Annotated in this window: 21 protein-coding genes; 11 read left to right on the forward strand and 10 right to left on the reverse strand. The window is 41.8% G+C overall.

The genetic code is table 11. The annotated features are described in order from the left end of the window. The first annotated feature begins 76 nt into the window (after nucleotides 1-76). On the forward strand, nucleotides 77-1,159 hold the full coding sequence (locus NLX82_RS22055) for an endonuclease NucS domain-containing protein (RefSeq protein WP_081376881.1): 1,083 nt from the start codon (nucleotides 77-79) through the stop codon (nucleotides 1,157-1,159). A 143-nt stretch (nucleotides 1,160-1,302) separates the two neighbouring features. Here NLX82_RS22055 and NLX82_RS22060 read toward each other — a convergent pair whose 3' ends face one another. Further along, nucleotides 1,303-2,244 (reverse strand): helix-turn-helix domain-containing protein, encoded by a 942-nt coding sequence (locus NLX82_RS22060; protein WP_071559272.1) that lies wholly within the window; start codon nucleotides 2,242-2,244, stop codon nucleotides 1,303-1,305. Between the two features lie 316 nt (nucleotides 2,245-2,560). Here NLX82_RS22060 and NLX82_RS22065 point away from each other — a divergent pair, with 316 nt between their 5' ends. The 3 genes from NLX82_RS22065 (at nucleotide 2,561) to NLX82_RS22075 (ending at nucleotide 6,298) form a co-directional block, all read left to right on the forward strand. Continuing rightward, entirely contained in the window at nucleotides 2,561-3,580 is a 1,020-nt protein-coding gene (locus NLX82_RS22065; RefSeq protein ID WP_075153765.1) for a glycoside hydrolase family 88/105 protein, read from the forward strand. 12 nt (nucleotides 3,581-3,592) lie between these two features. Continuing rightward, nucleotides 3,593-5,767 (forward strand): 1,3-beta-galactosyl-N-acetylhexosamine phosphorylase, encoded by a 2,175-nt coding sequence (gnpA, locus tag NLX82_RS22070; RefSeq protein ID WP_254349073.1) that lies wholly within the window; start codon nucleotides 3,593-3,595, stop codon nucleotides 5,765-5,767. 159 nt (nucleotides 5,768-5,926) lie between these two features. Next, nucleotides 5,927-6,298, forward strand: a complete 372-nt coding sequence (locus tag NLX82_RS22075; RefSeq protein ID WP_226887842.1) for a hypothetical protein — start codon at nucleotides 5,927-5,929, stop codon at nucleotides 6,296-6,298. Between the two features lie 92 nt (nucleotides 6,299-6,390). Here NLX82_RS22075 and NLX82_RS22080 read toward each other — a convergent pair whose 3' ends face one another. Continuing rightward, entirely contained in the window at nucleotides 6,391-7,329 is a 939-nt protein-coding gene (locus NLX82_RS22080) for a helix-turn-helix transcriptional regulator (RefSeq protein ID WP_075153767.1), read from the reverse strand. Between the two features lie 120 nt (nucleotides 7,330-7,449). On the opposite strand from NLX82_RS22080, the gene NLX82_RS22085 reads away from it, so the two are divergent. Both NLX82_RS22085 and NLX82_RS22090 read left to right on the forward strand, forming a co-directional pair. Then, nucleotides 7,450-7,896, forward strand: a complete 447-nt coding sequence (locus tag NLX82_RS22085; RefSeq protein ID WP_075153768.1) for a VOC family protein — start codon at nucleotides 7,450-7,452, stop codon at nucleotides 7,894-7,896. A 107-nt stretch (nucleotides 7,897-8,003) separates the two neighbouring features. Then, nucleotides 8,004-9,482, forward strand: coding sequence for a protein adenylyltransferase SelO (locus tag NLX82_RS22090; protein ID WP_075153769.1), 1,479 nt, complete (start codon nucleotides 8,004-8,006; stop codon nucleotides 9,480-9,482). A 79-nt stretch (nucleotides 9,483-9,561) separates the two neighbouring features. Here NLX82_RS22090 and NLX82_RS22095 read toward each other — a convergent pair whose 3' ends face one another. The 6 genes from NLX82_RS22095 to NLX82_RS22120 form a co-directional block, all read right to left on the reverse strand. Continuing rightward, nucleotides 9,562-9,978 carry a DUF4280 domain-containing protein gene (locus NLX82_RS22095; RefSeq protein ID WP_013308879.1) on the reverse strand — a complete coding sequence of 139 codons (417 nt, stop codon included), beginning with the start codon at nucleotides 9,976-9,978 and terminating at the stop codon, nucleotides 9,562-9,564. Between the two features lie 5 nt (nucleotides 9,979-9,983). Then, nucleotides 9,984-10,514, reverse strand: a complete 531-nt coding sequence (locus tag NLX82_RS22100) for a hypothetical protein (protein ID WP_193217094.1) — start codon at nucleotides 10,512-10,514, stop codon at nucleotides 9,984-9,986. Continuing rightward, nucleotides 10,511-11,773, reverse strand: a complete 1,263-nt coding sequence (locus NLX82_RS22105; protein ID WP_075153771.1) for a pentapeptide repeat-containing protein — start codon at nucleotides 11,771-11,773, stop codon at nucleotides 10,511-10,513. The genes NLX82_RS22100 and NLX82_RS22105 overlap by 4 nt, the downstream gene beginning before the upstream one ends. Before the next feature lie 12 nt (nucleotides 11,774-11,785). Beyond that, on the reverse strand, nucleotides 11,786-13,201 hold the full coding sequence (locus NLX82_RS22110) for a phage baseplate assembly protein V (RefSeq protein WP_075153772.1): 1,416 nt from the start codon (nucleotides 13,199-13,201) through the stop codon (nucleotides 11,786-11,788). After that, the gene (locus NLX82_RS22115; protein WP_075153773.1) at nucleotides 13,198-13,878 is read right to left on the reverse strand and encodes a hypothetical protein; all 681 of its coding nucleotides are present in this window, start codon (nucleotides 13,876-13,878) and stop codon (nucleotides 13,198-13,200) included. Before NLX82_RS22115 ends, NLX82_RS22110 begins: the two co-directional genes overlap by 4 nt. 165 nt (nucleotides 13,879-14,043) lie before the next feature. Further along, nucleotides 14,044-14,919: an SDR family NAD(P)-dependent oxidoreductase gene (locus NLX82_RS22120; protein WP_254349074.1), complete on the reverse strand. Its 876-nt coding sequence runs from the start codon at nucleotides 14,917-14,919 to the stop codon at nucleotides 14,044-14,046. 197 nt (nucleotides 14,920-15,116) lie between these two features. Between NLX82_RS22120 and NLX82_RS22125 the strand changes: the two genes are divergently transcribed. From NLX82_RS22125 to NLX82_RS22135, 3 genes are all read left to right on the forward strand, one after another. Next, entirely contained in the window at nucleotides 15,117-15,584 is a 468-nt protein-coding gene (locus NLX82_RS22125) for a MarR family winged helix-turn-helix transcriptional regulator (protein ID WP_075153775.1), read from the forward strand. Nucleotides 15,585-15,634: 50 nt separating this feature from the next. Then, complete coding sequence (locus tag NLX82_RS22130; RefSeq protein ID WP_028542025.1) at nucleotides 15,635-16,081, forward strand: GNAT family N-acetyltransferase; 447 nt, start codon at nucleotides 15,635-15,637, stop codon at nucleotides 16,079-16,081. Between the two features lie 516 nt (nucleotides 16,082-16,597). Beyond that, nucleotides 16,598-17,977, forward strand: a complete 1,380-nt coding sequence (locus tag NLX82_RS22135; RefSeq protein ID WP_053324682.1) for an amino acid permease — start codon at nucleotides 16,598-16,600, stop codon at nucleotides 17,975-17,977. Nucleotides 17,978-18,102: 125 nt separating this feature from the next. Here NLX82_RS22135 and NLX82_RS22140 read toward each other — a convergent pair whose 3' ends face one another. Both NLX82_RS22140 and NLX82_RS22145 read right to left on the reverse strand, forming a co-directional pair. Beyond that, nucleotides 18,103-18,366 (reverse strand): DUF3953 domain-containing protein, encoded by a 264-nt coding sequence (locus NLX82_RS22140; RefSeq protein WP_075153776.1) that lies wholly within the window; start codon nucleotides 18,364-18,366, stop codon nucleotides 18,103-18,105. A gap of 193 nt (nucleotides 18,367-18,559) precedes the next feature. Next, nucleotides 18,560-19,600 carry an NAD(P)-dependent alcohol dehydrogenase gene (locus tag NLX82_RS22145; RefSeq protein WP_023987116.1) on the reverse strand — a complete coding sequence of 347 codons (1,041 nt, stop codon included), beginning with the start codon at nucleotides 19,598-19,600 and terminating at the stop codon, nucleotides 18,560-18,562. A 395-nt stretch (nucleotides 19,601-19,995) separates the two neighbouring features. Between NLX82_RS22145 and NLX82_RS22150 the strand changes: the two genes are divergently transcribed. Together NLX82_RS22150 and NLX82_RS22155 are read left to right on the forward strand one after the other, a co-directional pair. Continuing rightward, on the forward strand, nucleotides 19,996-20,412 hold the full coding sequence (locus NLX82_RS22150) for a MerR family transcriptional regulator (protein ID WP_023987117.1): 417 nt from the start codon (nucleotides 19,996-19,998) through the stop codon (nucleotides 20,410-20,412). A gap of 390 nt (nucleotides 20,413-20,802) precedes the next feature. Next, complete coding sequence (locus tag NLX82_RS22155; protein ID WP_254349075.1) at nucleotides 20,803-21,738, forward strand: hypothetical protein; 936 nt, start codon at nucleotides 20,803-20,805, stop codon at nucleotides 21,736-21,738. Nucleotides 21,739-22,020: the final 282 nt, after the last annotated feature.

Consider the following 22,020-nt stretch of genomic DNA (forward strand, 5'->3'; position numbering starts at 1 on the left):
AAGAAAAACATGGATTACTAGGATGTATGATGTTTTAAGAATTATCTTTAGACTAGCAAACAAGGAGAGAACTGGAATGCCGATCGAACTAGGAATTTGGAAGATTAATGGAGATGTCGAGAAAATTCACTTTTCTAGTATGGAGACCGAACGTAAGCTCGAAGATGTTATCACACATGATATTAGCATCATTGATCCTTCGTTATTGTTAATTGGGAGACAGATCAATACAGCCTTTGGTAAATTCATTGATATCCTTGCAATGAACTCGGAAGGGAATCTAGTCATTATCGAATTAAAACGTAATAAAACGCCACGAGAAGTAGTTGCACAGACACTGGATTATGCCTCGTGGGTTCAACAGTTGAATTATACGGATATCATTGAGATCTATAGTGAGAGAAATCCGGGAAAGCAATTGGAACAAGATTTTGTAGACTATTTTCAAACCGACTTACCTGAAACTTTGAACGAACTCCATCAATTGATTATCGTGTCAGCAGAACTGGATCCAGCAACAGAACGAATCATTAACTACTTAACGAACTTCGGTGTCCCGATTAATGCACTCTTTTTTCATTATTTTAAAGACGGAGATAATGAATATCTGGCCAGAAACTGGCTCATTGATCCCAACAAAGTTGAGGTTAAAACATCTAATGTGACGACGAATAAAACAGGAAAGGCTCCATGGAACGGGAAAGATTTTTATATCTCTTTGGGAGACGGTGATTATCGGAACTGGGAGGATTGCAGACGATACGGTTTTATTTCGGCTGGCCAAGGAAAATGGTACAGCAGATCGCTGAATCTTCTGAAGCCAGGTGCTAGGATTTTTGCATGTATTCCTAAGGTGGGGTATGTTGGTGTCGGAATCGTGCAAGAGGAAGTAGTACCCATCAAGGAGTTTCAAGTGATGGTAAATGGAGTAAATATACCACTGCTTGATGCTGATATACATGTAAGAATGGATACAGATGTCGATGACCCCGATTTATGCGAATACGTTGTACGAGTGGAATGGGTCAAGACTGTTTCTAAACAGGAGGCGATCTGGGAGAAAGGGATGTTTGCGAATCAGAATTCTGCCTGTAAATTGAGAAACCAGTTTACGATTGAACGCCTTACGGAGCATTTTCGACTGGAGGAAGAGAACTGATAATAAATATGTCTCTTTCATTAAAAATGAAATTGATTGGTTATCATTATTCAAGGGTCTTTCCTGGTTGCCGCAATGTCCTACGTCACCCACTATGATATTTGGCGGGAAGTGGACGATCTGCTTGATTCCGTTTGGTAAAATCAAACCCACCCCGTAAACTCCAGTATAGACGCTTTTGCAGATTGCGCTTCGGATTGCGCCCCTTTACGCCATTCTTTTGGCGGCTTTCCCATAAGCCTGGAAAAGCAACGGTTGAAGCTGGAAATGGAATGAAAACCGACTTGTTCGGAGATCGAAAGAATAGAATCCTCCGTGCTTTTTAACTGCTTGCAAGCCTCTTCGATTCGGGTGCTGTTTAGGAAATCGAGAGGCGACGTCCCCATAATTTCATGGAATTTTCTTCGGAAATGAGTTGTACTTAGATGGCACAGATCGGCCAAAAAATCCATGGTAATGGGGTTCATATAGTTTTTCGTGATGTATTCCAGAACCGGAGAAATGACAAAATCGCTTTTCAGGCTATGCTCTGTTTCTTGATCTGCCAACAGTTCATTCCTGGAATGAATTCTAAGGAGTTCTATGTAAAGGGATAGCAATAAGCCGTAGGCACTTTCCTGATAGTAAGGATTCTGCTGTTTTAATTCCTCTACGATTGAAGTCGCAAGTGTATAAACCTTGGGATGTTGCTCCTTATTCAATATACAGTTCATACCCTTCACTACCCACAAATTCGGCTCGAAGTTGCTATAAGCACTTTTAAATGAATGTTGAAAGAGCTCCTCTGGCGAAAAAAAGATATAAGACCAAAGACTGGCTGTATTTGGCGAACTATACGTGGTATGAGGAAGATACCTGGGGATGAAGGTCACATCGCCAGCTTTGAAGGGTACAGATTCTCCTTTGATCTCCATGATGCCGCTATCCGAATAGCATATACCAATCTCCAAATGGTTATGGAAATGGAGATGTTCACTTTTAATATCGGAAATCTTCCAACGCTCACCGCTTAATAGCAAGACAGGGAAATTTATGGGCAAGCTGTAGTGTCGGTATTCTATAACGGGCTTCTTTTTTCTGGGCATATCCAATACTCCCATGACTTTGATTTTAACCAGCCTATATATATCAGGATTTTGCAAAATTCGATTCCAATCGCTCCAAGGTGCAATATATAGACGAACTAGACCATTTCGATCTATATACTGTTTATTGGAAGTCGCTTATTGGATTTTTGCAAAATCATCACATAAATGATTAGAATTGCACAGTTTTGTTGCGAATATGCTTAGATGGAGACTATTTTACTGCGTACAATGGAATAAGTAAAGCGTTTTCAAAACAGTGACGAACAGCTCTCAAGCGCCTTTGGGGGCGTGTGCGAAAGAGAGGAGAACATAGATGCTTCAATTAACTTATGACAAGGAAGAGATGTTAATAGTTATCGACAAAGTCGTCAGAAAAACAATGGCGATGGATTTGACGTGGGACTGGCCTTGCGGTGTGGCTTATTATGGGGTATCCAGAGCCTATACAAAAACTGGAAATAAAGAGTATTTGAATATGCTTGTGCAATGGGCAGATGAATATATCGAGCTGGGGCTGCCGCATTGGACGGTAAACACATGTGCCATGGGTCATATGCTGATCACATTGTATGAAGAAACAGGGGACCAGAAATATTGGGATATTGTGATGAGCAAGGTGGATTATATTCGGAACCATGCTCTCAGGTTCGGAGACAATGTTCTGCAGCATACGGTATCCGTTGCTAATGATTTTCCAGAACAGGCATGGGCGGACACATTGTTTATGGCGGCATTTTTTCTGCTCCGTGTAGGAACCAAATTAAAGGATGAGGAAATGATCCAGGACGCCTTAAACCAATTTTACTGGCATATCAAATACCTGCAAGACCCTAGTAGCGGTTTCTGGTACCATGGCTACAATAATGTCAAGCAGGATCACATGTCCGGATTTTTCTGGGGGAGAGCGAATGCTTGGGGAGCCTATACCATGTCGCAAGTTAAAATTCATTTGAAGGACTGGTATTTATATCCGCAGTGCATGGACGTGGAGTGTTCGCTTCGGGATCAACTGGCGGCACTAAAGGGTGTTCAAACGGAGAACGGCCTATGGCGGACGGTACTGGATGACGAGGAGTCCTACGAGGAGGTGTCTGCATCTTGCGGAATCGCGGCAGCCATGATCAATAACGGCAATCCGCTGCATACCAAATACGTGCAAAAGGCATTGGACGGCATCTTGAACCATATTAGCGAGGACGGACGGGTACTAGGTGTTTCTGGCGGCACAGCGGTTATGAAAGATCGGGATGGGTATCGCAATATTCCAAAAGACTGGATTCAGGGCTGGGGTCAAGGCCTGGCATTGGCTTTTCTGTCTGATATGTTGAATTAGGAGGGAACCAAGTTGTCTAAACAAACAACGGGGGCCTTTACACTACCGGGAGAATCTGGTTATGAGGCGCTGACCCTAAAATTAGCTGAACGGTGGGGTGCCGATGTCATCCGTGATAGTGACGGCACGCAATTGTCCGACGAGATTATTAACGCTGGGTACGGCATATATTCGACAATCTGTATCATCAGAGATCATAACGAGTGGGCGTCCCACAATCTTGATAAGCTTCAGCAATGTTTTTTAATTACAAATCCGAAGGTAGCTGTACAAGATTATGTATCCATCTATCTGATGGAGGATTTTTTTGCTGAACAATTCAAGGTTAATGATTCCAAAGAGGCGTTTAACTATTGGCAGGTTTTTGACAGAACGACCGGGGAGGAAGTTCCAAGAGAACAGTGGAATTATGAAAGGGAATCCGGAAATGTAGTCATTACCGGAATTGTTCCTTGGCATAAATACACGGTAAGCTTCATGGCCTACCGGATCTGGGAAGAGATTTCCATGTACAATCACACAACGAATCATTGGGACAAAGAGCATTTGATGCAGATTGATCCCATCTATGCAGAAACGCAAAAATATCTGCTGGATTGGATGGAAGATTGGTGTCTCCATCATAAGGAAACCACGGTTGTTCGGTTTACCTCCTTATTTTATAATTTCGCCTGGATCTGGGGCAGTAATGAGCGCAATCGCCATCTGTTCTCTGACTGGGGTTCATACGATTTTACGGTAAGTTCAAGAGCGCTTGATCTGTTTGCCAAGAAATACGGGTATTCGATGACAGCCGAGGATTTTGTGAATGGCGGGAAATACCGCGTCAGTCATATCCCGGCTGAGCAGCGCAAGCTGGATTGGATGGCATTTATCAATGATTTTGTGATTGAATTTGGCAAGAAATTAATTGACATTGTGCATAGGCACGACAAGCTGGCCTATGTTTTCTATGATGACAGTTGGGTTGGTATGGAGCCTTACAATGACCGTTTTCAAGAGTTTGGATTTGACGGGTTGATTAAATGTGTGTTTTCAGGTTACGAGGCGAGGCTCTGTTCAGGTGTAAAAGTGAATACGCATGAGATTCGGCTGCATCCATACTTATTTCCGGTTGGTTTAGGCGGGCTTCCTACCTTTATGGAAGGGGGGAACCCCACGCTGGATGCCAAAAAGTATTGGATTAATATTCGGCGCGCCTTGCTGCGGGAGCCTATTGACCGAATTGGACTGGGCGGATATTTGCACCTTGTAGAGCCTTACCCGGATTTTTGCGATTACATCGAAAAGATTGCCAATGAATTCAGAGAAATTAAGGAACTGCACCATGAAGGCAAGCCCTATCACATGAAGACGAAGGTAGCTATTCTGCATAGTTGGGGAAAATTGAGATCGTGGACATTGTCCGGACATTTCCATGAAACGTATATGCATGATTTGGTTCATGTCAATGAGGCTTTATCCGGATTGCCGATTGAAGTGAAATTCATTGATTTTGAAGATATCCGTCAGGGAATTCTACAGGATTGTGATGTAGTGATCAATGCCGGCTCTGCTGGTTCAGCATGGAGTGGTGGGGAGTACTGGAATGACAACAAGTGTGTGGACTTACTGACCCAATGGGTTTATGAGGGTGGTACCTTTATTGGCATCAACCAGCCTTCTGCGATTGAAGGCCACGACAGCTTTTTCAGAATGGCACATGTTCTCGGTCTGGATGAGGATACAGGCTCCAGAGTAGGTCATGGAAGATGGGTATACGAGGTTAGGGATGAGCATGGTTTGGTGCCTGAAGGAGCCAGTATAACGCCAAAGAATAGCATTTATCTTACCGATGGGTCAGCTGCGGTAGTGGAAGAAACGAGTGGTATGATAACACTGTCTACTCATGCCTTCGGTAAAGGAAAGGGGATATACCTTCCTTCTTTCGAATTCAGCTGGGAAAACACAAGATTACTGTTGAATTTGATTCGCTTTGCAGGCAATGAGTTACATGAAACGAAGTACATTACGGATAACCTATATACAGAGTGTGCTTATTATCCAGAAAGTAAAATGTTGGTTGTTATTAACAATAGCGATCAACTTCAAAGAACGACGATTGAAACGGAATATGGCAAACAAACCATGGAATTAGAACCGTATGACACCATGATCACCCATATCGGCTTAACAAAATCGGTATAGGAACGGAAAATATGAGAAGTAGCGGTATCAAGCCCTCCTTTATTTTAAGGAAGGGCTTTTTGTTTCCGCACCTCCAGAAAATCAAGCCAATTTACCGGGGATTTTGTCCATTCAAAAGTATCTACTCCATCATTAACTATAAGTAAAACAATTAAGGAGATGATTTCTTTGAGAAAGGCAACCTTAATGAAAATTAAAAAAACAGAAGCAAAGTTGGGAAAAAAACTGAAAAAAAATAGTCACGTGATTATGAATCTTAAAAAAGCCATTCGTGTAACTCAACTTGGAGATGGGTTCGCACGATTCACTTTCGCACCGATCACTATTTCTCCTAATAGCTTTAGAAGCACTACGATTAACGGTAACGCCTACAATCTGATTAGCGGTGCATGGACTTTCTCTGGAAATGAACAAGGGTTTCTTCTCAATAATTATTCCGCGGCCGAAGACAGATGGGTATTTACTGCATGGAATCCAACTGGATTCACAAGAACGGTATCCTATGCTGTTATCGCCAAACGGAAGCCATGATTCAATTGTCATAGCTAGTAAAGAAAAGGAGCTTGCAGGTTCCTTTTCTTTACTAGAATGTAGAGAAAATTTTGAACAAACCTTCGATGATCTTATAATTTTTGATAGTGGTTTAAGAGGTGCTCAACTCTATCTTTAAGAATCTGTTTTAAAAATTCAGGCTTCACTGATCGTACATAATGACCATATCTCATAAAATATTGAGCTATAAATTCTTCTTCTCCTGGATTATAGAATCCCTTAATGACTGTCTTATCACCATTTTCTATTTTCATAGAAGGATAATGTTCTTTATAAAAAATATCCTTTGCTTGTTCTAAAATTTCTACTTCAAAGTCAATGCTCTTCTCAGATTGATACATTTCTAATGAACGACTAAGGAGTTCATCTATAGAAAAGCGAGAATTGCTCTCCTCATCTTCTATAAAGGTTATTCGATCACATCTGAAAACTCTATATTTATTCGTATGTAACTCTATTCCAGTAGCATACCATTGACCAAACTTAGCGGAAATTTTGAAAAATTGAATATAGTAACTTTTTTTCTGATTATTTTTTACATATTTAACTTTACAGGTGCTCTCATTAAGAATGCTTGTTAGAATTTTATCTAAATAACGACTAACATGATTATGCTGATATGTTTCAAATTGTAAAACCTTTTTCATTTTATGAATCTGGTTTATTTGTATTTTAGAAAGACAGTGTTCAAACTTTTCATTCAGTTGATTAACACTTAAATGAAAGGGGGTGGATTGATAAGCTTCTAACGTCAACATTGCAAAGTACAGAGCATATACCTCATCCATTGTAAAAATAATGGGGGATAACAATCTATTTTTTAAGATACCATATCGTCCATGTCTGCCATGTTCCGAAAAAATAGGCATACCTAATTGTTCTAATGAATTAATATCACGTAGAGCTGTACTTTTTGAAATATGGTATTTATCCATTAGGTCATTTAAATTAAAGAACTCTCGACTGTTTAAGTATCTGATCATATCATTTAATCTTTCCGATTTCTTCATCTAAATCTCCTTATAAAGGTGTCATATTTTGATACCTTTTTATATGATAATAAGTTCAAGGGAATATATCAAATTCATAAGATATCTGACTAAAAGCACATATAAAAGGAGATTGATACCATGAGTACAACACTGGAAGTAGCTATTTTCTTATCCATGAACGGAAAGGCAAAAGAAGCTATACATTTTTACAAAAAACACTTCAACGCAAAGGAATTGTTTCTGGTTACCTATCAAGACATGGCCCAACGTGACAGCTCCATACAGCTTACGGATGAAAATAAAAATTATATTTCTCATTCAGTCTTATCCATCGGAAAAACAAAAGTAATGATAGCAGAAGATACAATGAATCCCAGTGAAGAATATACAGTAGGGAATAATACTTCATTATGTATTCAAAGTGCTGACCTAGAAGAAATTAAACGTTTTTATGATAGCTTAATTACAGATGATCGAGTGAAAATTATTGTGCCTTTATCTAATAATGTGTTTAGCCAAGCCTACGGTATTATTGAAGACCCATTCGGTATTCAAATACAATTAATGTTTGATAATCGATTATAATAAAAAAGCATATTGTATGTTCCATGTTTCATAATTGGATAATAAATGGGCAGAAGTAAAAACTAAAATGGGAAAACCTAAGATACCGCAGCAGAAAAGGAGACACTATGACGGAGAAAAAAGAAATAGCAGATAAAATAGGGTGGAACTTCGACAACAGTTACTCTCGTTTGCCGGAATCATTGTTTACAAAGCTCAACCTAACTCCTGTCCGCTCACCAAAGCTGATCATTCTTAATCATCCGTTGGCAGCATCACTGGGGTTGAACGGCACGGCGCTGCAAGGGAATGATGGCGTAGCGGAGCTGGCCGGTAACCAGGTTCCTGAAGGGGCTATGCCTCTTGCTCAAGCTTACGCAGGGCATCAATTCGGGCATTTTAACATGTTAGGAGACGGACGTGCTCTGCTGCTTGGCGAACAGATCAATCCCTTGGGTGAACGGGTTGATATTCAGCTCAAGGGCTCAGGCAGAACGCCATACTCCCGTGGTGGTGACGGTCGTGCGGCACTTGGGCCGATGCTTCGCGAATACATCATCAGTGAGGCGATGCATGCGCTAGGTATTGCTACCACCCGCAGCTTGGCGGTGGTATCCACGGGTGAGTCGATCATCCGGGAAACCGAGCAGCCCGGAGCCATTCTGACCCGTGTGGCTGGCAGTCATCTTCGCGTCGGCACCTTTCAATACGTCTCAGCATGGGGCACGTCCCAAGATCTCCGTGCTCTGGCTGATTATACATTGGAAAGACACTACCCGGAAGTTGCCAATGACGAAAACCGTTACCTTTCACTTCTTCAGGAAGTGATTAAGCGTCAGGCCGAGCTGATTGCCAAATGGCAGCTAGTTGGTTTTATTCATGGGGTGATGAACACCGACAATATGACCCTTAGCGGAGAAACCATTGATTATGGACCTTGCGCCTTCATGGATACCTATGATCCTGAGACGGTGTTCAGTTCCATCGACAGGCAGGGACGCTATGCTTATGCCAATCAGCCGCATATTGCTGCGTGGAATCTCGCGAGATTTGCTGAGACGCTCTTGCCACTGCTGCATGACAACAGGGAGCAGGCTGTCACACTGGCTGAGGATGCAATTTCAGATTTTGTAAAAATGTTTCACCATCATTGGCTTGCAGGAATGCGGGCGAAGCTAGGGATCTTTAACGAAGAGCAGGAGGATGAATCTCTTATTGAGGAGCTTCTGAGTATCATGCAGAAGCATCGTGCCGACTACACCAATACCTTCCGTGCCCTAACTTTGAACAAGCTGGAGGATACGGTTCTGTTCAGCACTGCGGAATTCACCCAGTGGCACGAGCAGTGGCAGGCGAGGCTGGGCAGACAGCAGGAATCACAAGCCTCCTCGCGTCAGCTGATGCGCAGCAGTAATCCTGCAATCATCCCACGCAACCACCGGGTAGAAGAAGCACTAGAAGCTGCGGTGGAACGAGAAGACTACCGTGTGATGGAGAAGCTTCTTGAAGTTCTTTCGAACCCTTATGCCTACTCTACCGAACAGGAAATTTACTCTACATTGCCTGAGGAATCCACCCGTCCTTACCGAACCTTTTGCGGTACCTAACCTATATCATGCGTTGGTGGAGAAGATAGCCAATCTCTCACCAACGCATTTTGTTTTTATAGTGGTAGGTTGCGACTGATCAATCCAGTTCCTGACCGTCATTTTCGATCTGTATGTGTCCGCAATAAAGACATTGATGTGTACAGTTCTGCGTAAGAGCAGGCTGGCCTTCGATGCGCATGTCGCTTTTTCCGTTCAGCCAAGGCATCGTAAGGACAGGAATACACGGTGCCTTTTTCACCCCATAAATATCGACCATCTCACTGGCTTGCACAGCCGGATTCAGCGGACTGGAGCAATTCCCAAAAGATTTTATGTTCACTCCGGGCACATAATCTCCAATATTCATCTGAGCTTTATTTTTGACATACACCCCGTGGCTAAAAGGGCGCTTCAAACGCGTAGGCTGTGTACCGTAACTACAGCTTAAAATCGCACCTGCCACGACATAGCTTTTTTTCGCACCTGTTCCAGGCTGCACACTTGCTTCTTCCATACGGATTATTCCTCCTTTGTGGCCATCTCCACTTTTTGCACACGAACACCTGTAAATGGACGACGCAGCAGACTTTCCGCTACCGCGAGATTGATATAGATATGTGCTTCCAACAAGCCGGCGATCCGAAATATAGACGATTCGATTTTCCTGTGTTTAAGTACCAATTGCTTCAAGGTGTGGTCGGGATACCACTCGGTTTGTGAGGAAAGACAATCCACCACAGGTGGACGCAGTACCCAGTACACATCCTGCCTGGCTTTCTGAAAATCGGTAAGTATAGCGGCCTTCCATTCCAGCTCAGGCATATATTTTTCCAACAGGGCTTTCATAGAGTCTGAAACCAGCGGCAAAGGGAACTCCAGAAAATCCGGATATACGGTTCGTGAATCTGTATGTACAGCTAAAAACAGGGGAGTATCATCCGCCTGAAGGGTATGACCCGAAAGGATATCTTCCACCTGCAAGGGAGACAGGGGCGCAGTCTCCACCCGATGCTTTACGCGCTCGTCCACCATGAGTCGGTAATACCTCATGACATCCACTCCCCTTTACTCACTGCATCTGTTATCTGTGTAGCCAGGGGCGCTTCTATAGCAGCAAGGCCAATGGCTTCACTTAGTTGGTCATCTGTAAAGCTTACCCGGTGTAGTTTTGCTCCTGTAAAATTAGCGTTTACTAAACATGCACCTATAAACGAAGCGTCAGTAACATCGGCTCCTACAAAGCAGGCACCTGTTAGATCCGCGCTGTTAAATAAAGCTCTTTGCAGCGCGGCATCTTGGAAAGTAGCTCCTTGAAGCTGTGCATGTTGAAAACTAGCTCCCTGTAAATTAGCTCTTGTAAAATTCACTCCATCCAATCCTAACGGTTCCCAATCCAGCCAAGCATCCGATCCATATTCGCTATTGCTTATCACTTCGTCCAGTACAGCCTCTTGCAGGGAACAGCCACTGAAATCGGCTCCATGAAGCAGGCTGTGCGAAAGGTCGGTTCCATCTAGCTGAGCTTCTTGCCATACCGTGCCTACGAGGATACAGTGATGCAATTGACTTTGTTGCATCCCGATCTGGCGAAAGACTGTATAGCGAAAATCCAAGGAACTGTAATTTCCATCCGACAGTTGAACTTGAGACAGTGCTTGGTAGCTGTAGGCCGATTCTTCTTTTTCCTCCAGCCAAGACTTTATTATGTTTGCATCCACGGGTCTTCGATCTTCCCGATACACGGAGACACTATGATCCATATACTCTCCGACGCGAATCTCAAAAGCTTCTTCACGATCCAACGCCTCAAACTCTGGTAGGTGGACTGCTTGCTTCATAGCCTGACGAACTAGACTAACGATCATCGTATGAAGATATCCCGCTGCTTCCAACATGATCTGTTCCAATTCAAGTTCGGAAAGGGAGACTTGTTGCTTCAAAGTTTCAGCCCCAAGTTGTTCACGTAATTGAGTCCAATAGAGAAAAATCCAACTTGCATCGTACTCCAACTGAACGGGCTCAGCATCAAGCATCCATAAGGCATCCGTAGCTTCAACAAGATAAACGGGCTTCTGTTCAAGCCATGTGGTGCGCAGCATAGAGTAGGTGATGTAACCGATATGACCTTTACGGCCTGTAAATTGTTTTTGCCGAACCAGCTCACAAAAGGCGCGAAAATGTTCTACTATATGCTGTAATCTTTGTGTTTGTGTTGATTTACATGTCAACGCCCATTCTTTGCGAATGAAAGACCAAGCCTGATGAAGAGCCGTTTGTTGTTGATCTAACACATCTGTTTGCTTTTCCATTTCTAATCATCCTTAATTCGACTTCACTTCGCTGCCTTTCATATCCGCCGATCCGCTTAATTCAATATGACTGCCATTACAATCCATACGGAGCTGACTACCTGCGGATAGACTCATCGTCTTCCCCGCAGACAGGCTGAGATTGCCTCCCGCCGTAATATTCACCTGTTTGCTGCTCGCAATATGAATGCCTTCTTTATCGTCCAGTTTGATATAAATAGCGCCGTCCTTACCTGTAACGACCAGTTCATCCGGTCCCAGTCGAATTTCCTTGCCATGCGGGGTACGCCATATTTTCATTTGCGGATTGGAAAAATGGTTATGCGTACTCTTGCGATCTGCCCTTCTCACGGCACTACCTGCAACGCCGTCTTCTTCCCGACTACCGGGGAAATAGAGGGAAACTGAATCGCCTTTTTCTGGCATGACATACCAGCCGGTATGGCCACCGCCACTGTACACAGTAGAATAGTTGAACCAGTGTGCTTGGTTTGTGTCCTGTTGTTCATCACAATCCAGATGAATGCGCACCTGATCCTGACGTACGTCCAGCACAATACCGCTTAATGAGGCTCCTGCCAGCTTATCCTGGTAGTAGCTTTTTTGCCGAAATCCTTGGTAAGAACCCAACACATACTGATGCCGCAGCAGTCCCTGACTCATGGCGGTGTAGGCTTCCATCACATATAGGTTATGCCCCTGAAAATTCAACTGAGCGCCCAAGTCGAGTACCTCATCCGTTTCTACCTCATAAAAAATAAAATCGTGTTCACTCAGCTTGGTTTGCTCATTCTCCTGAAAATAACGAAAAGGAAGCAATTGCTTACGTACGGTATAACGGGTATGATCCAGTATCGCCTGTGCAGGGCTGTCCTCAATACCAAAATAAAATTTGGGACTGTCAAAACGGGCTACAGGCATCAGACTTGTATGATAACGTGAGGCTATGCGTCTTAAAAACGCCCAGTCTGTCTCCTGATACTGAATGGCAAGCCGTCCGATGGCTTCTCCTCCAGTAGCCCCGTCGATCACATCCAGTCCTTCATAGTCCTTACCTATGTGCTCCAGCATTTGAGGAATCGTCATTTTCGTATACTGAAAAGAACGAGTACGCTGCTTCATGTCCATCCGGTACGTATGGGAAATGGCTTCCACCTCCAGATAGTACACACCTCGCACGACTTTTACCTCGACCGAGAGGGCAATCCCACTAAATAGCGGCTTGCTTGCTCCAGATTCATCTTGTTGACTGACTTCAATGATGGTATTTTTTTCCGTCGTTTCTACGTAACTGTCTTGCAAGTCATCGGGGATAATACCTGTAAAATAAAGCCGAGTATGCTCGTTAATTTTTTTCGTTAAGGTAAGCTCCTCCAGATCAATTTGTTCATAAGGGTGAATTTGAATTTGATCGTATCCCAGACTCATGGTGTAGTCATTCCTTTCTCATTTGTAGAATAGATGGAGGGTGGAAGGACAGAAAGGGATTGAACCCAGTATTCTGCTACAGGTAACCATACTTCGAGATCTATCTCCAGACAGCTAAAGGAACCTATGACAACTCGTCCATTGTGGATGAAGAGCAGCATTTCGTTGTATAGATTACCGTCGATCCCCGCCGCCACAAAACGAATCTGCCCAACTGAAAGTCCAGAACAGTTGGTGACCATTTCGGTACCTAACCAGTTGCGAATCGGTTGTACAGACCGTAAAATATCCGCCATTTGCTCTACAAAATCAGGCAGTTCTTCCGCTTCCAGAGCGGTATCTGTAGGATTAAAAGTGATATTGATGGTCTCCTCAGATGAGGTATAAATGACCTTTGGTCGATGCTCTGAAGGATATTTGATTATAGCTTGCTCCATTGGCATAGGAGTGAAGGACTTGGGGATGTAGAAACCAATCTCTCCGTGTAGTATTGTAATGGGCTCCAACGTGAGATAATCATTTTCAACATGAAGTAGCTTTGTTTCTTCAAACATGGAACCGTCCAGTTCCGATTTCTGGGTTTGAGCTGGGATGGATTTCACATTATCGTTATTAGCTGTCTTCTGATCCACCATTTTAGCTTTGAGGCTAAGTATATGCTCGTCTAGATAGTTCATAGAAAGCCCCCTTTTAGAAAAATACACGTTTGTACTTGAATATGTAAAGATGGGAGGAGATATTTAAGTACAGAACCAACATATGTATTTATCGGTTAAAAGAGAGATTTAGTTTACAAAATGAACCATTCGTTGGGGGGACATTGTTCGATTTTAGATTCTATTTCATTCCATAACGCCTTTTTGCCGTAATAATTCGGTTGTAGTACTCCAAAGTAGGCATTGCATCTTGATATCCCCACCAGGATATGCCGGCACAATCAGCTTACCAGTACCAACATTAAAATACCCGCCTGTCACTTCTTGATATTGGGATTCTGTTGCTAAACGAATAATAATTTCTGCTCCTCTCCGTGGGTCTCCGATATGCAAAGCGTTCAATATTTTTGCAAGTACCGAAGAAAATCCTAACTCACGGCCAAGGCCAGTAACGTTAAATCCTGGATTAAGTGCGTTAACTGTGATCCCAGTTCCATCCAACTGACGTCCAAGTTCTTCTGTAAACATGATATTAAGAAGTTTAGTCTTTCCGTATATCTTAGATGAACCTCTTGCGGTAAATGCAGATGTATCTATTAAATCCTCCGGTAATTTTAATTCACCATGGTTGCGTGACGCTTCAGAAGCTACATTGACGATCCTAGCATTTGTGGATTCCATTAGTGAATTGAGTAGTGTATGCGTTAACAGCCACGGGGCAAGATAGTTTACGGCTATCATTTCTGCCAAACCCTCTGAGGTTATTCGCTGTTCAAATCCATGTAATCCAGCATTGTTCACTAATACATCAATCTTTGGATAATTAGCTTTAATTTCATCCCCAATACGTTTGACATCTTTCATAAGAGACAGGTCCCCGAAAAAAAAGTCTACCTTTGTACTTGGCGCCAAGTCTCTCAGAATATTTCTAGTCGTTTCAGCACGCTTTTCATTTCTGGCTGTTAAGACTAGATGTGCTCCGCGTTGGGCTAATTCAATTGCTACCCATTGTCCAAGACCGTTAGTAGCACCAGTGATTACAATAATCGGGTATGTCGACATATAAATCATCCTCCAAATTCTCGATCTAATTACATTCTTATTCATGTCCACGCTTTACGGTTGTGGATGCTTTATACTGTAGATCTTCTGCTTGACACTTACCAAAGTTGAAAATATGATTGACATATATCAAGTATATGTATTTTGATTGATATATGTCAAATATATTCATACTAATTTAAATAAGGTGGAGACATATGGATAATAAAACTCAACATCCAAATTCTACAAGAGAGCAATTAGAACTGAATCTTGGTGAACAACTTAATGCACTTATAAGCGCGTCACATGCACTCAATGTAAAAACTGCGGCACTTTTCGATCCATCATTACAACCTGCGGCTTTTCTGATCGTACGCTGTCTCCTTTCGTACGGTCCGGCAAGCGCTACATTTTTGGCAGAATCCACCGCTATGGATCGAAGCTCTGTCAGCCGTCTTGTTACTCAGCTTAAGCAATTGGAATATGTAAAAAGTGAAACTCACCCTGAGGATCGCCGGGGGGTGTTGATATCCCTGACAGCTAATGGTCGTGGAAAAGCCTTGGAAGCTTTAAAAGAAAAAGAAAATGAGTTTTATCAACGTATTTCAACATGGGAGGATTCCAAACTTGAAGCATTTATTGGGATGCTGAATTGTTTTAACGGTCAAGATTGTGAGGATTAATGAGTTTAGACATAAAGCATCGTATGATGAAAATAGGGGGTATTTCAAAAGTGAAAGAAAAAAATGTTAGGGAAATTAGGGTATCTGATTATCATGACATTTATTTGTTGAACCAAGATTTTAACCCCAATCTATATCTATTTCCTGAAGAAAAAGTAAAAGAGAAGATTGAATTGATTACAAAGGAATCAAAAGATATGATCTTTGTTTATGAAGAAAATAACGAGGTCTTAGGATATATTCATGGAAGCCCATATGAATTACTTTTTTCTGAATCTTTGGTAAATGTACTAGGATTTGTTGTTAAAGAAAAGTATAGAAATCAAGGTGTAGGTAGCATGTTGATTGAGCGTCTTGAACAGTGGGGAAAGTCCCATGGATTTTCTGGGATCAAACTATTATCTCACCCAAGTCGGATACAGGCTCACAGATTCTATGAACGACGTGGCTATATGTTTACCAAGGATCAGAAAAATTTTATAAAAAATCTCAAATAAATACATATTCATTCATCATTGAATAAGTGGGTTCAAAAGCCTGATCTTTAGCTAGGCTTTGAACCCTTCAATTTTATAGATGAGATCCGCCACTTGCATCAATCCATTGACCAGTTATATCTTCATCTCAGATTTCAAATAGACTTAATATCGTGATATTTATCATTGAAGAAATATGTTTGTTTAGCACTCTAATGCATTACATTAAATTGACCATTGTTCAGAAAATATGAATAGCCTTCCTTTCCATTTCATGCATAAAAATGTCTGCTAATTAGCAGTTGTATTTAGGCGTTTTTTGTCATACAATGCATCTAATGCTACGGACTCGGTCTTAGAAACAGTAAGGTTTGGACGGTAAATAGGACGTGGTTTTCTGGTGTATTTACGAATCGTGGAACTACTTTGTTGTCGTTCACTCACGACCACGTCAGTCTGAAAAGTTAATAATGTTTGGGGACAGTTTTCCGGATCATTAGCGTTTGATGATGAACATATACGAAGGGGAGCGTTCTTTTGGAATCGAAACAATTAACGAGAGGGCTAAAGCCACGGCATGTTGAGTTGATTGCGCTTGGAGGCACGATTGGCGTCGGTTTGTTTATGGGATCGGCAAGTACGATAAAATGGGCAGGTCCCTCAGTGCTGCTGGCTTATCTCTTAGCTGGGATTATTATGTTTTTTGTCATGCGGATCATGGGGGAAATGCTGATTCTTGAACCGGTGACAGGCTCATTCGCTACATTTGCTCATAAATATATCAGCCCTTTAGCCGGTTTCTTGACCGCCTGGAGCTATTGGTTTTTATGGGTTACCGTAGGGATGGCGGAAGTTACTGCGATTGGGGTATATGTGGGCTACTGGTTTCCAGATATCCCGCAATGGTTGCCGGCTTTGGCAGGTGTAATTATTATTGCATTGGCCAATTTGGCGGCTGTGAAATTTTATGGGGAATTTGAGTTTTGGTTTGCGATGATTAAAATTGTCGCCATTATCTTCATGTTAGTAGTTGGTACGGGGATGATCTTCTTTGGACTCGGTAACGGTGGACAACCGATAGGTCTATCCAATCTGTACAGCCATGGCGGCTTCTTTGCAGGTGGTTTGAAAGGGTTTCTGTTTGCACTCTGTATTGTAACAGCGGCTTACCAAGGGATAGAAATGGTGGGTATTACGGCAGGTGAAGCTGAAAATCCAAAAACGACACTGCGAAAAGCCATTAAAAACATCATCTGGCGTATTCTGATTTTCTACGTGGGTGCAATCTTTGTCATTGTTACGATTTATCCTTGGAACCAAATAGGCGAGATCGGTAGTCCATTTGTTCTGACTTTTGCCAAGGTAGGAATTGTGGCTGCTGCGGGTATCATTAACTTTGTTGTACTTACAGCTGCGATGTCTGGTTGTAACAGTGGTATTTACAGTGCGGGAAGAATGTTATACACGTTGGCTAAGAACGGACAAGCTCCCAAGTTTTTCGGGAAAGTTTCTCCAAGCGGCGTCCCTAGAAATAGTATAATAACGACCATTTCCTTGCTGCTGGTAGGGGTGTTATTTAACTATTTAATGCCTGATTCCAAACTGTTTCTGTATATTTACAGCGCCAGTGTTCTTCCAGGCATGGTACCGTGGTTTGCATTAGCCATCAGTCAATTTAAATTCAGGAAAAAGTGGAAAGACGAAATGAAGGATCACACCTTTAAATCTCGTTTTTTTCCGATCAGTAATTACATTACCATTATCTTTTTGTTGCTTGTGATCGTTGGAATGTGGTTTAATCCAGACACACGCTTGTCGTTGATTGTCGGGGCATCATTCATGGCGATCGTCATTGTTGGATATTTTGTCTTTGGCATAGGAAAGCGGCAGAGAATTGAAGAATTAGAGGAAAACTAAAAGATTGCTAAATACGTAACATTTGCCGAGCGCAATTCAGATGATCCTGAGTTCGCTCGGCTTTTCTTTTACATGACGAGGGAGGAGCTATGGAAGGGTTGTTACTGAGGTATAGAACCGTGTGGTTATCCTGTTCGCACTACAAGTGTAAATATAGAGACAAAAAAAGTGAGAAGGGAAACTGAGAAGTTGATAATTGCAATACTCTTACGGTTAGCCTTAAACTCTGTAATTCCAGAAAATAAAAATATAAACCCTAGAAAAAATTGCGAGACTTTGTATAAGTCCTTGTAGGTATCTGGATATACGAGGGATAGTAAGGACGAGATCATAACAACTACAGCAAATATTAAAGTGAGGATTCGGTAAATATCCATTTTCTTAAACATAGATAAGTTCCCCCTTCCTATTTATTCCTAATGTATTATATTCTAAGGGTAGAATCTTTGAATTACAAATAAATACAAAAAAGAGGAAATGGACAATAGGATGGTACACAGAATAAAGTGAAGGTGTCCCAAGTAATACTTTGGGGACACCTTCAAAATTAAAATCACTTGTACAACTTATGATTTACATAGCTTACATTGTGCTAATGTCAATCACGAATCTATACTTCACATCAGAAGCCAACACTCGTTTGTAGGCTTCGTCAATCTGGTCGGCCGATATCACTTCAATTTTAGGAACAATATTGTGTTTTGCACAAAAATCCAACATTTCCTGTGTCTCACGGATGCCTCCTATCATTGAACCAGCAAATGAACGGCGATGTCCGATAAGGGACATCACATTTAGTGACAACGGCTCCCCAGGGGCACCGACATTCACCAAAGTTCCATCTAGATTGAGTAGTGCAAAATAAGCATCCATATCGATGGCAGCACTTACCGTGTTAATAATCAAATCAAAGTGCCCAGCAAGCTTTTCAAATGTTTCTGGTTCGCTTGTAGCATAATAGTGATCCGCACCAAATTGCAAGCCATCATCCTTTTTCTTTAATGTTTGTGATAGAACGGTTACCTCAGCACCCATAGCATGTGCAATCTTGATAGCCATATGGCCAAGGCCTCCCATTCCCACAACGGCCACTTTCTTATCTGGACCAGCACCCCAGCGGTTCAACGGTGAATAAGTCGTAATACCTGCACAAAGTAATGGAGCAGCCACGTCTAGCTCAATGTTATCTGGAATTTTCACTACAAAATCCTCAGTTACGACAATGTGGGTAGAATATCCGCCTTGTGTAGGCTCGCCGTATTTGTCAACACCAGCATAGGTAGGGACATTTCCTTTAAGGCAGTATTGTTCCTCTCCTTTACGACAGTTCTCACATTCTCCACAGGAATCGACCATACAGCCAACCCCTACCCGGTCACCAACTCTGTACTTTGTAACCTTAGATCCTACCTCCGTGACAATCCCTGCAATTTCATGTCCAGGTACGAGAGGGTAGTTCACTGGTCCCCATTCACCGTGAGCAGTGTGGATGTCAGAATGGCATATTCCGGCATATTTAATTTCAATCAGAACATCGTATGAATCAAGATCCCGTCGTTTAATTTCAGCCGATCGAAACGGTTTGTCTGGGCCATCGACAGCTCGTGCTTTAGCAGTTATCATAAATAGCCTCCTATTATTTGTATTTTTCTAGAGAATGCAGTTATATCGGTATAAATTGAAAACTAGCTGAAGTCGGTTGAAGTTGCCCTTCATTCATTTCCATTTATACTTTTTCTCTTGCAAATCAATGTTAATCCTTATAGTTAACTCTAAGTCAAGCGCAAGTTTATATTCCTTTTGGGAATTTCTGCTCGTACAGGTTCAGGTTCATTACATCTATTAATAAAGCCTCTATCCAGTAATGTTGTTTTCTTGCTAATTATATTTCGTTAGATAGCATCTGATTCTACTTTTCCTATAAGGGGACTTTGACATTCTACAAATAACTTGATAGAATCCCCCTTATATCATAGAGTTAACTCGAAGTCTACGTCATTAAGAATAGGAGATACATGATGAAGACATATTCTATCAGCGAAGTCGCAAAAGAATTGAATCTTACAGCATACGCTTTGCGTTACTACGACAAGGAGGGACTTATGCCTTTTGTAGAACGGACATCTAGCGGAACAAGATTATTTAAAGAATCCGATATCGACGCTTTAAAAATAATTGAATGTCTAAAATCCACCGGGATGCCGATCAAAGAAATTAAAAATTTCATTGATTGGTGTTCTGGTGGGGATTCCACACTACAACAAAGATATGACATGTTTATGGAACGAAAAGCTACTGTAGAAGCACAAATGGAAGAACTTAAAAAAACAATGGAAGTTATTGAACATAAATGCTCATATTACAAAACTGCATTGGAAGCCGGAACGGAAAATATTCATAAAAACAATAAAATAGGGAGTCTCATTACTAACTAATAGAAAAGCACCTGTAATTCATCCATTTCTATATGAATTACAGGTGCTTTCGTTTGTAATATTCGATTTACACAACCTACTGATTTAAAACAGCACGATCTGCTTTAGAAAACTAGGAACCAACTATAATGTAACTTGAACAGGCAGGAGTAGTACCGAGGATCAAGTATTCCGAAAGTCAACGGGCAATTTGCCCATTATATAGGTTGAGAGCCACGACTTTAGTTCAGAAAACAACGAATTACTATAGAATCATCGAAGATAATCAGGAGTATGGTCCAGTATTCCCTCATTTTTATTTTTGATAAGATTAATTCCATATTATTGAAGGCTACAATCAGACCGCGAAGGTATAAAGAATGATACATAAGGAAATGAGGAAGATACTGAATGAAGGCAAAAGCGTATATTATTTTGTTGACTGCTGTAATAAGTTTAACTGCTATGCTGACCGCATGCGGTGACTCCAAAAAGCAAATTGAAGGTGAATCTACGACTGGAGCAGCAACGACTACGACTACACAGAATACCAAGGCGGACAATGCGGAACAGGCTGGTGTGGATGGTATTGTGAGCAATACTACAGACCAAGCTGCAAAAAGTAATGGGAAGACGTACTCAGATGTGGCTAAAGAAGCAACGAAACCCGAGCAGCCAGCAGGACAAATAGGGTTAAATACGACGCAGGAGCAGCTTCTTACCTTTGCGGATCGTTATGGACTGGTACGAGTACCGGATCATCCGATTCGGCGGGTTTCCGATCCAACCGGGAAACATGTAAACATTGCAAATTACAGTGATTCTGTCGTGAATTTATATACAGAAGAACCCATCCACCTGAATACAGATGAATTTATTCATGAAGCTTATAATTTTTTTACAGAGGGAGTTGCTCCAGGTGAGTCCTACAAGAAGTGGGAGGAAACCTCTAATACAGAAAGAGGACTCGTCAAAATGCTTTATTTGTCACGCGAGGGACTTCATATTTTAGAAGAAGCGATGAGGACGCATGATTATTCTAGTCCATCGGTCCAAAATACGCTGGGATTTTTTAAGGTTGCCTCGAAATTTGAGTCTATGATGCCTGTTGCCCAGACACCTACAGACATCAGCTTGTACGATATGTACGATCAACGCGTTAAGCCCGAGTGGAAGAAACTAAGTGACATTAAAAACCCTGCCGCGAATGAAAAAGCCTTCGCTGCGGCCTATCAAAAAGCAAGGGATGAGACCAATAATCTTATGGGGCTATTAAACATTATGGTGTCTACAGAAATGGAAAAACGTCTCAAAGCAGCAACCGATCAGCAGAATACAGGGAAATAGCTTATTCAATGCATGTTTTAACTTGATACCAATACGTATAAATTTCCGAAAATCCTAGCTTGGAATAAAGCCGTTATAGACCCCAGTATTCTCTCTCCATAATGCCTTTATTATGTTCTGCTACCCATCCATCATAAAGTAAAGTGGACAGGGGCTGCCAGTTGTTCAAGGAAATTTTGTAGCTCATAGGTGACAAAAATCATCCACACTTTTTTCTAATATTTAACTGTTAATAGAACTGTTGAAAAGCTATAATGCTAATAATGATTTGAGTGTACTTTG

The organism is Paenibacillus sp. A3M_27_13 (genome assembly GCF_024213315.1).
In the GTDB taxonomy this organism is placed as follows: Bacteria; Bacillota; Bacilli; order Paenibacillales; family Paenibacillaceae; genus Paenibacillus; species Paenibacillus polymyxa_B.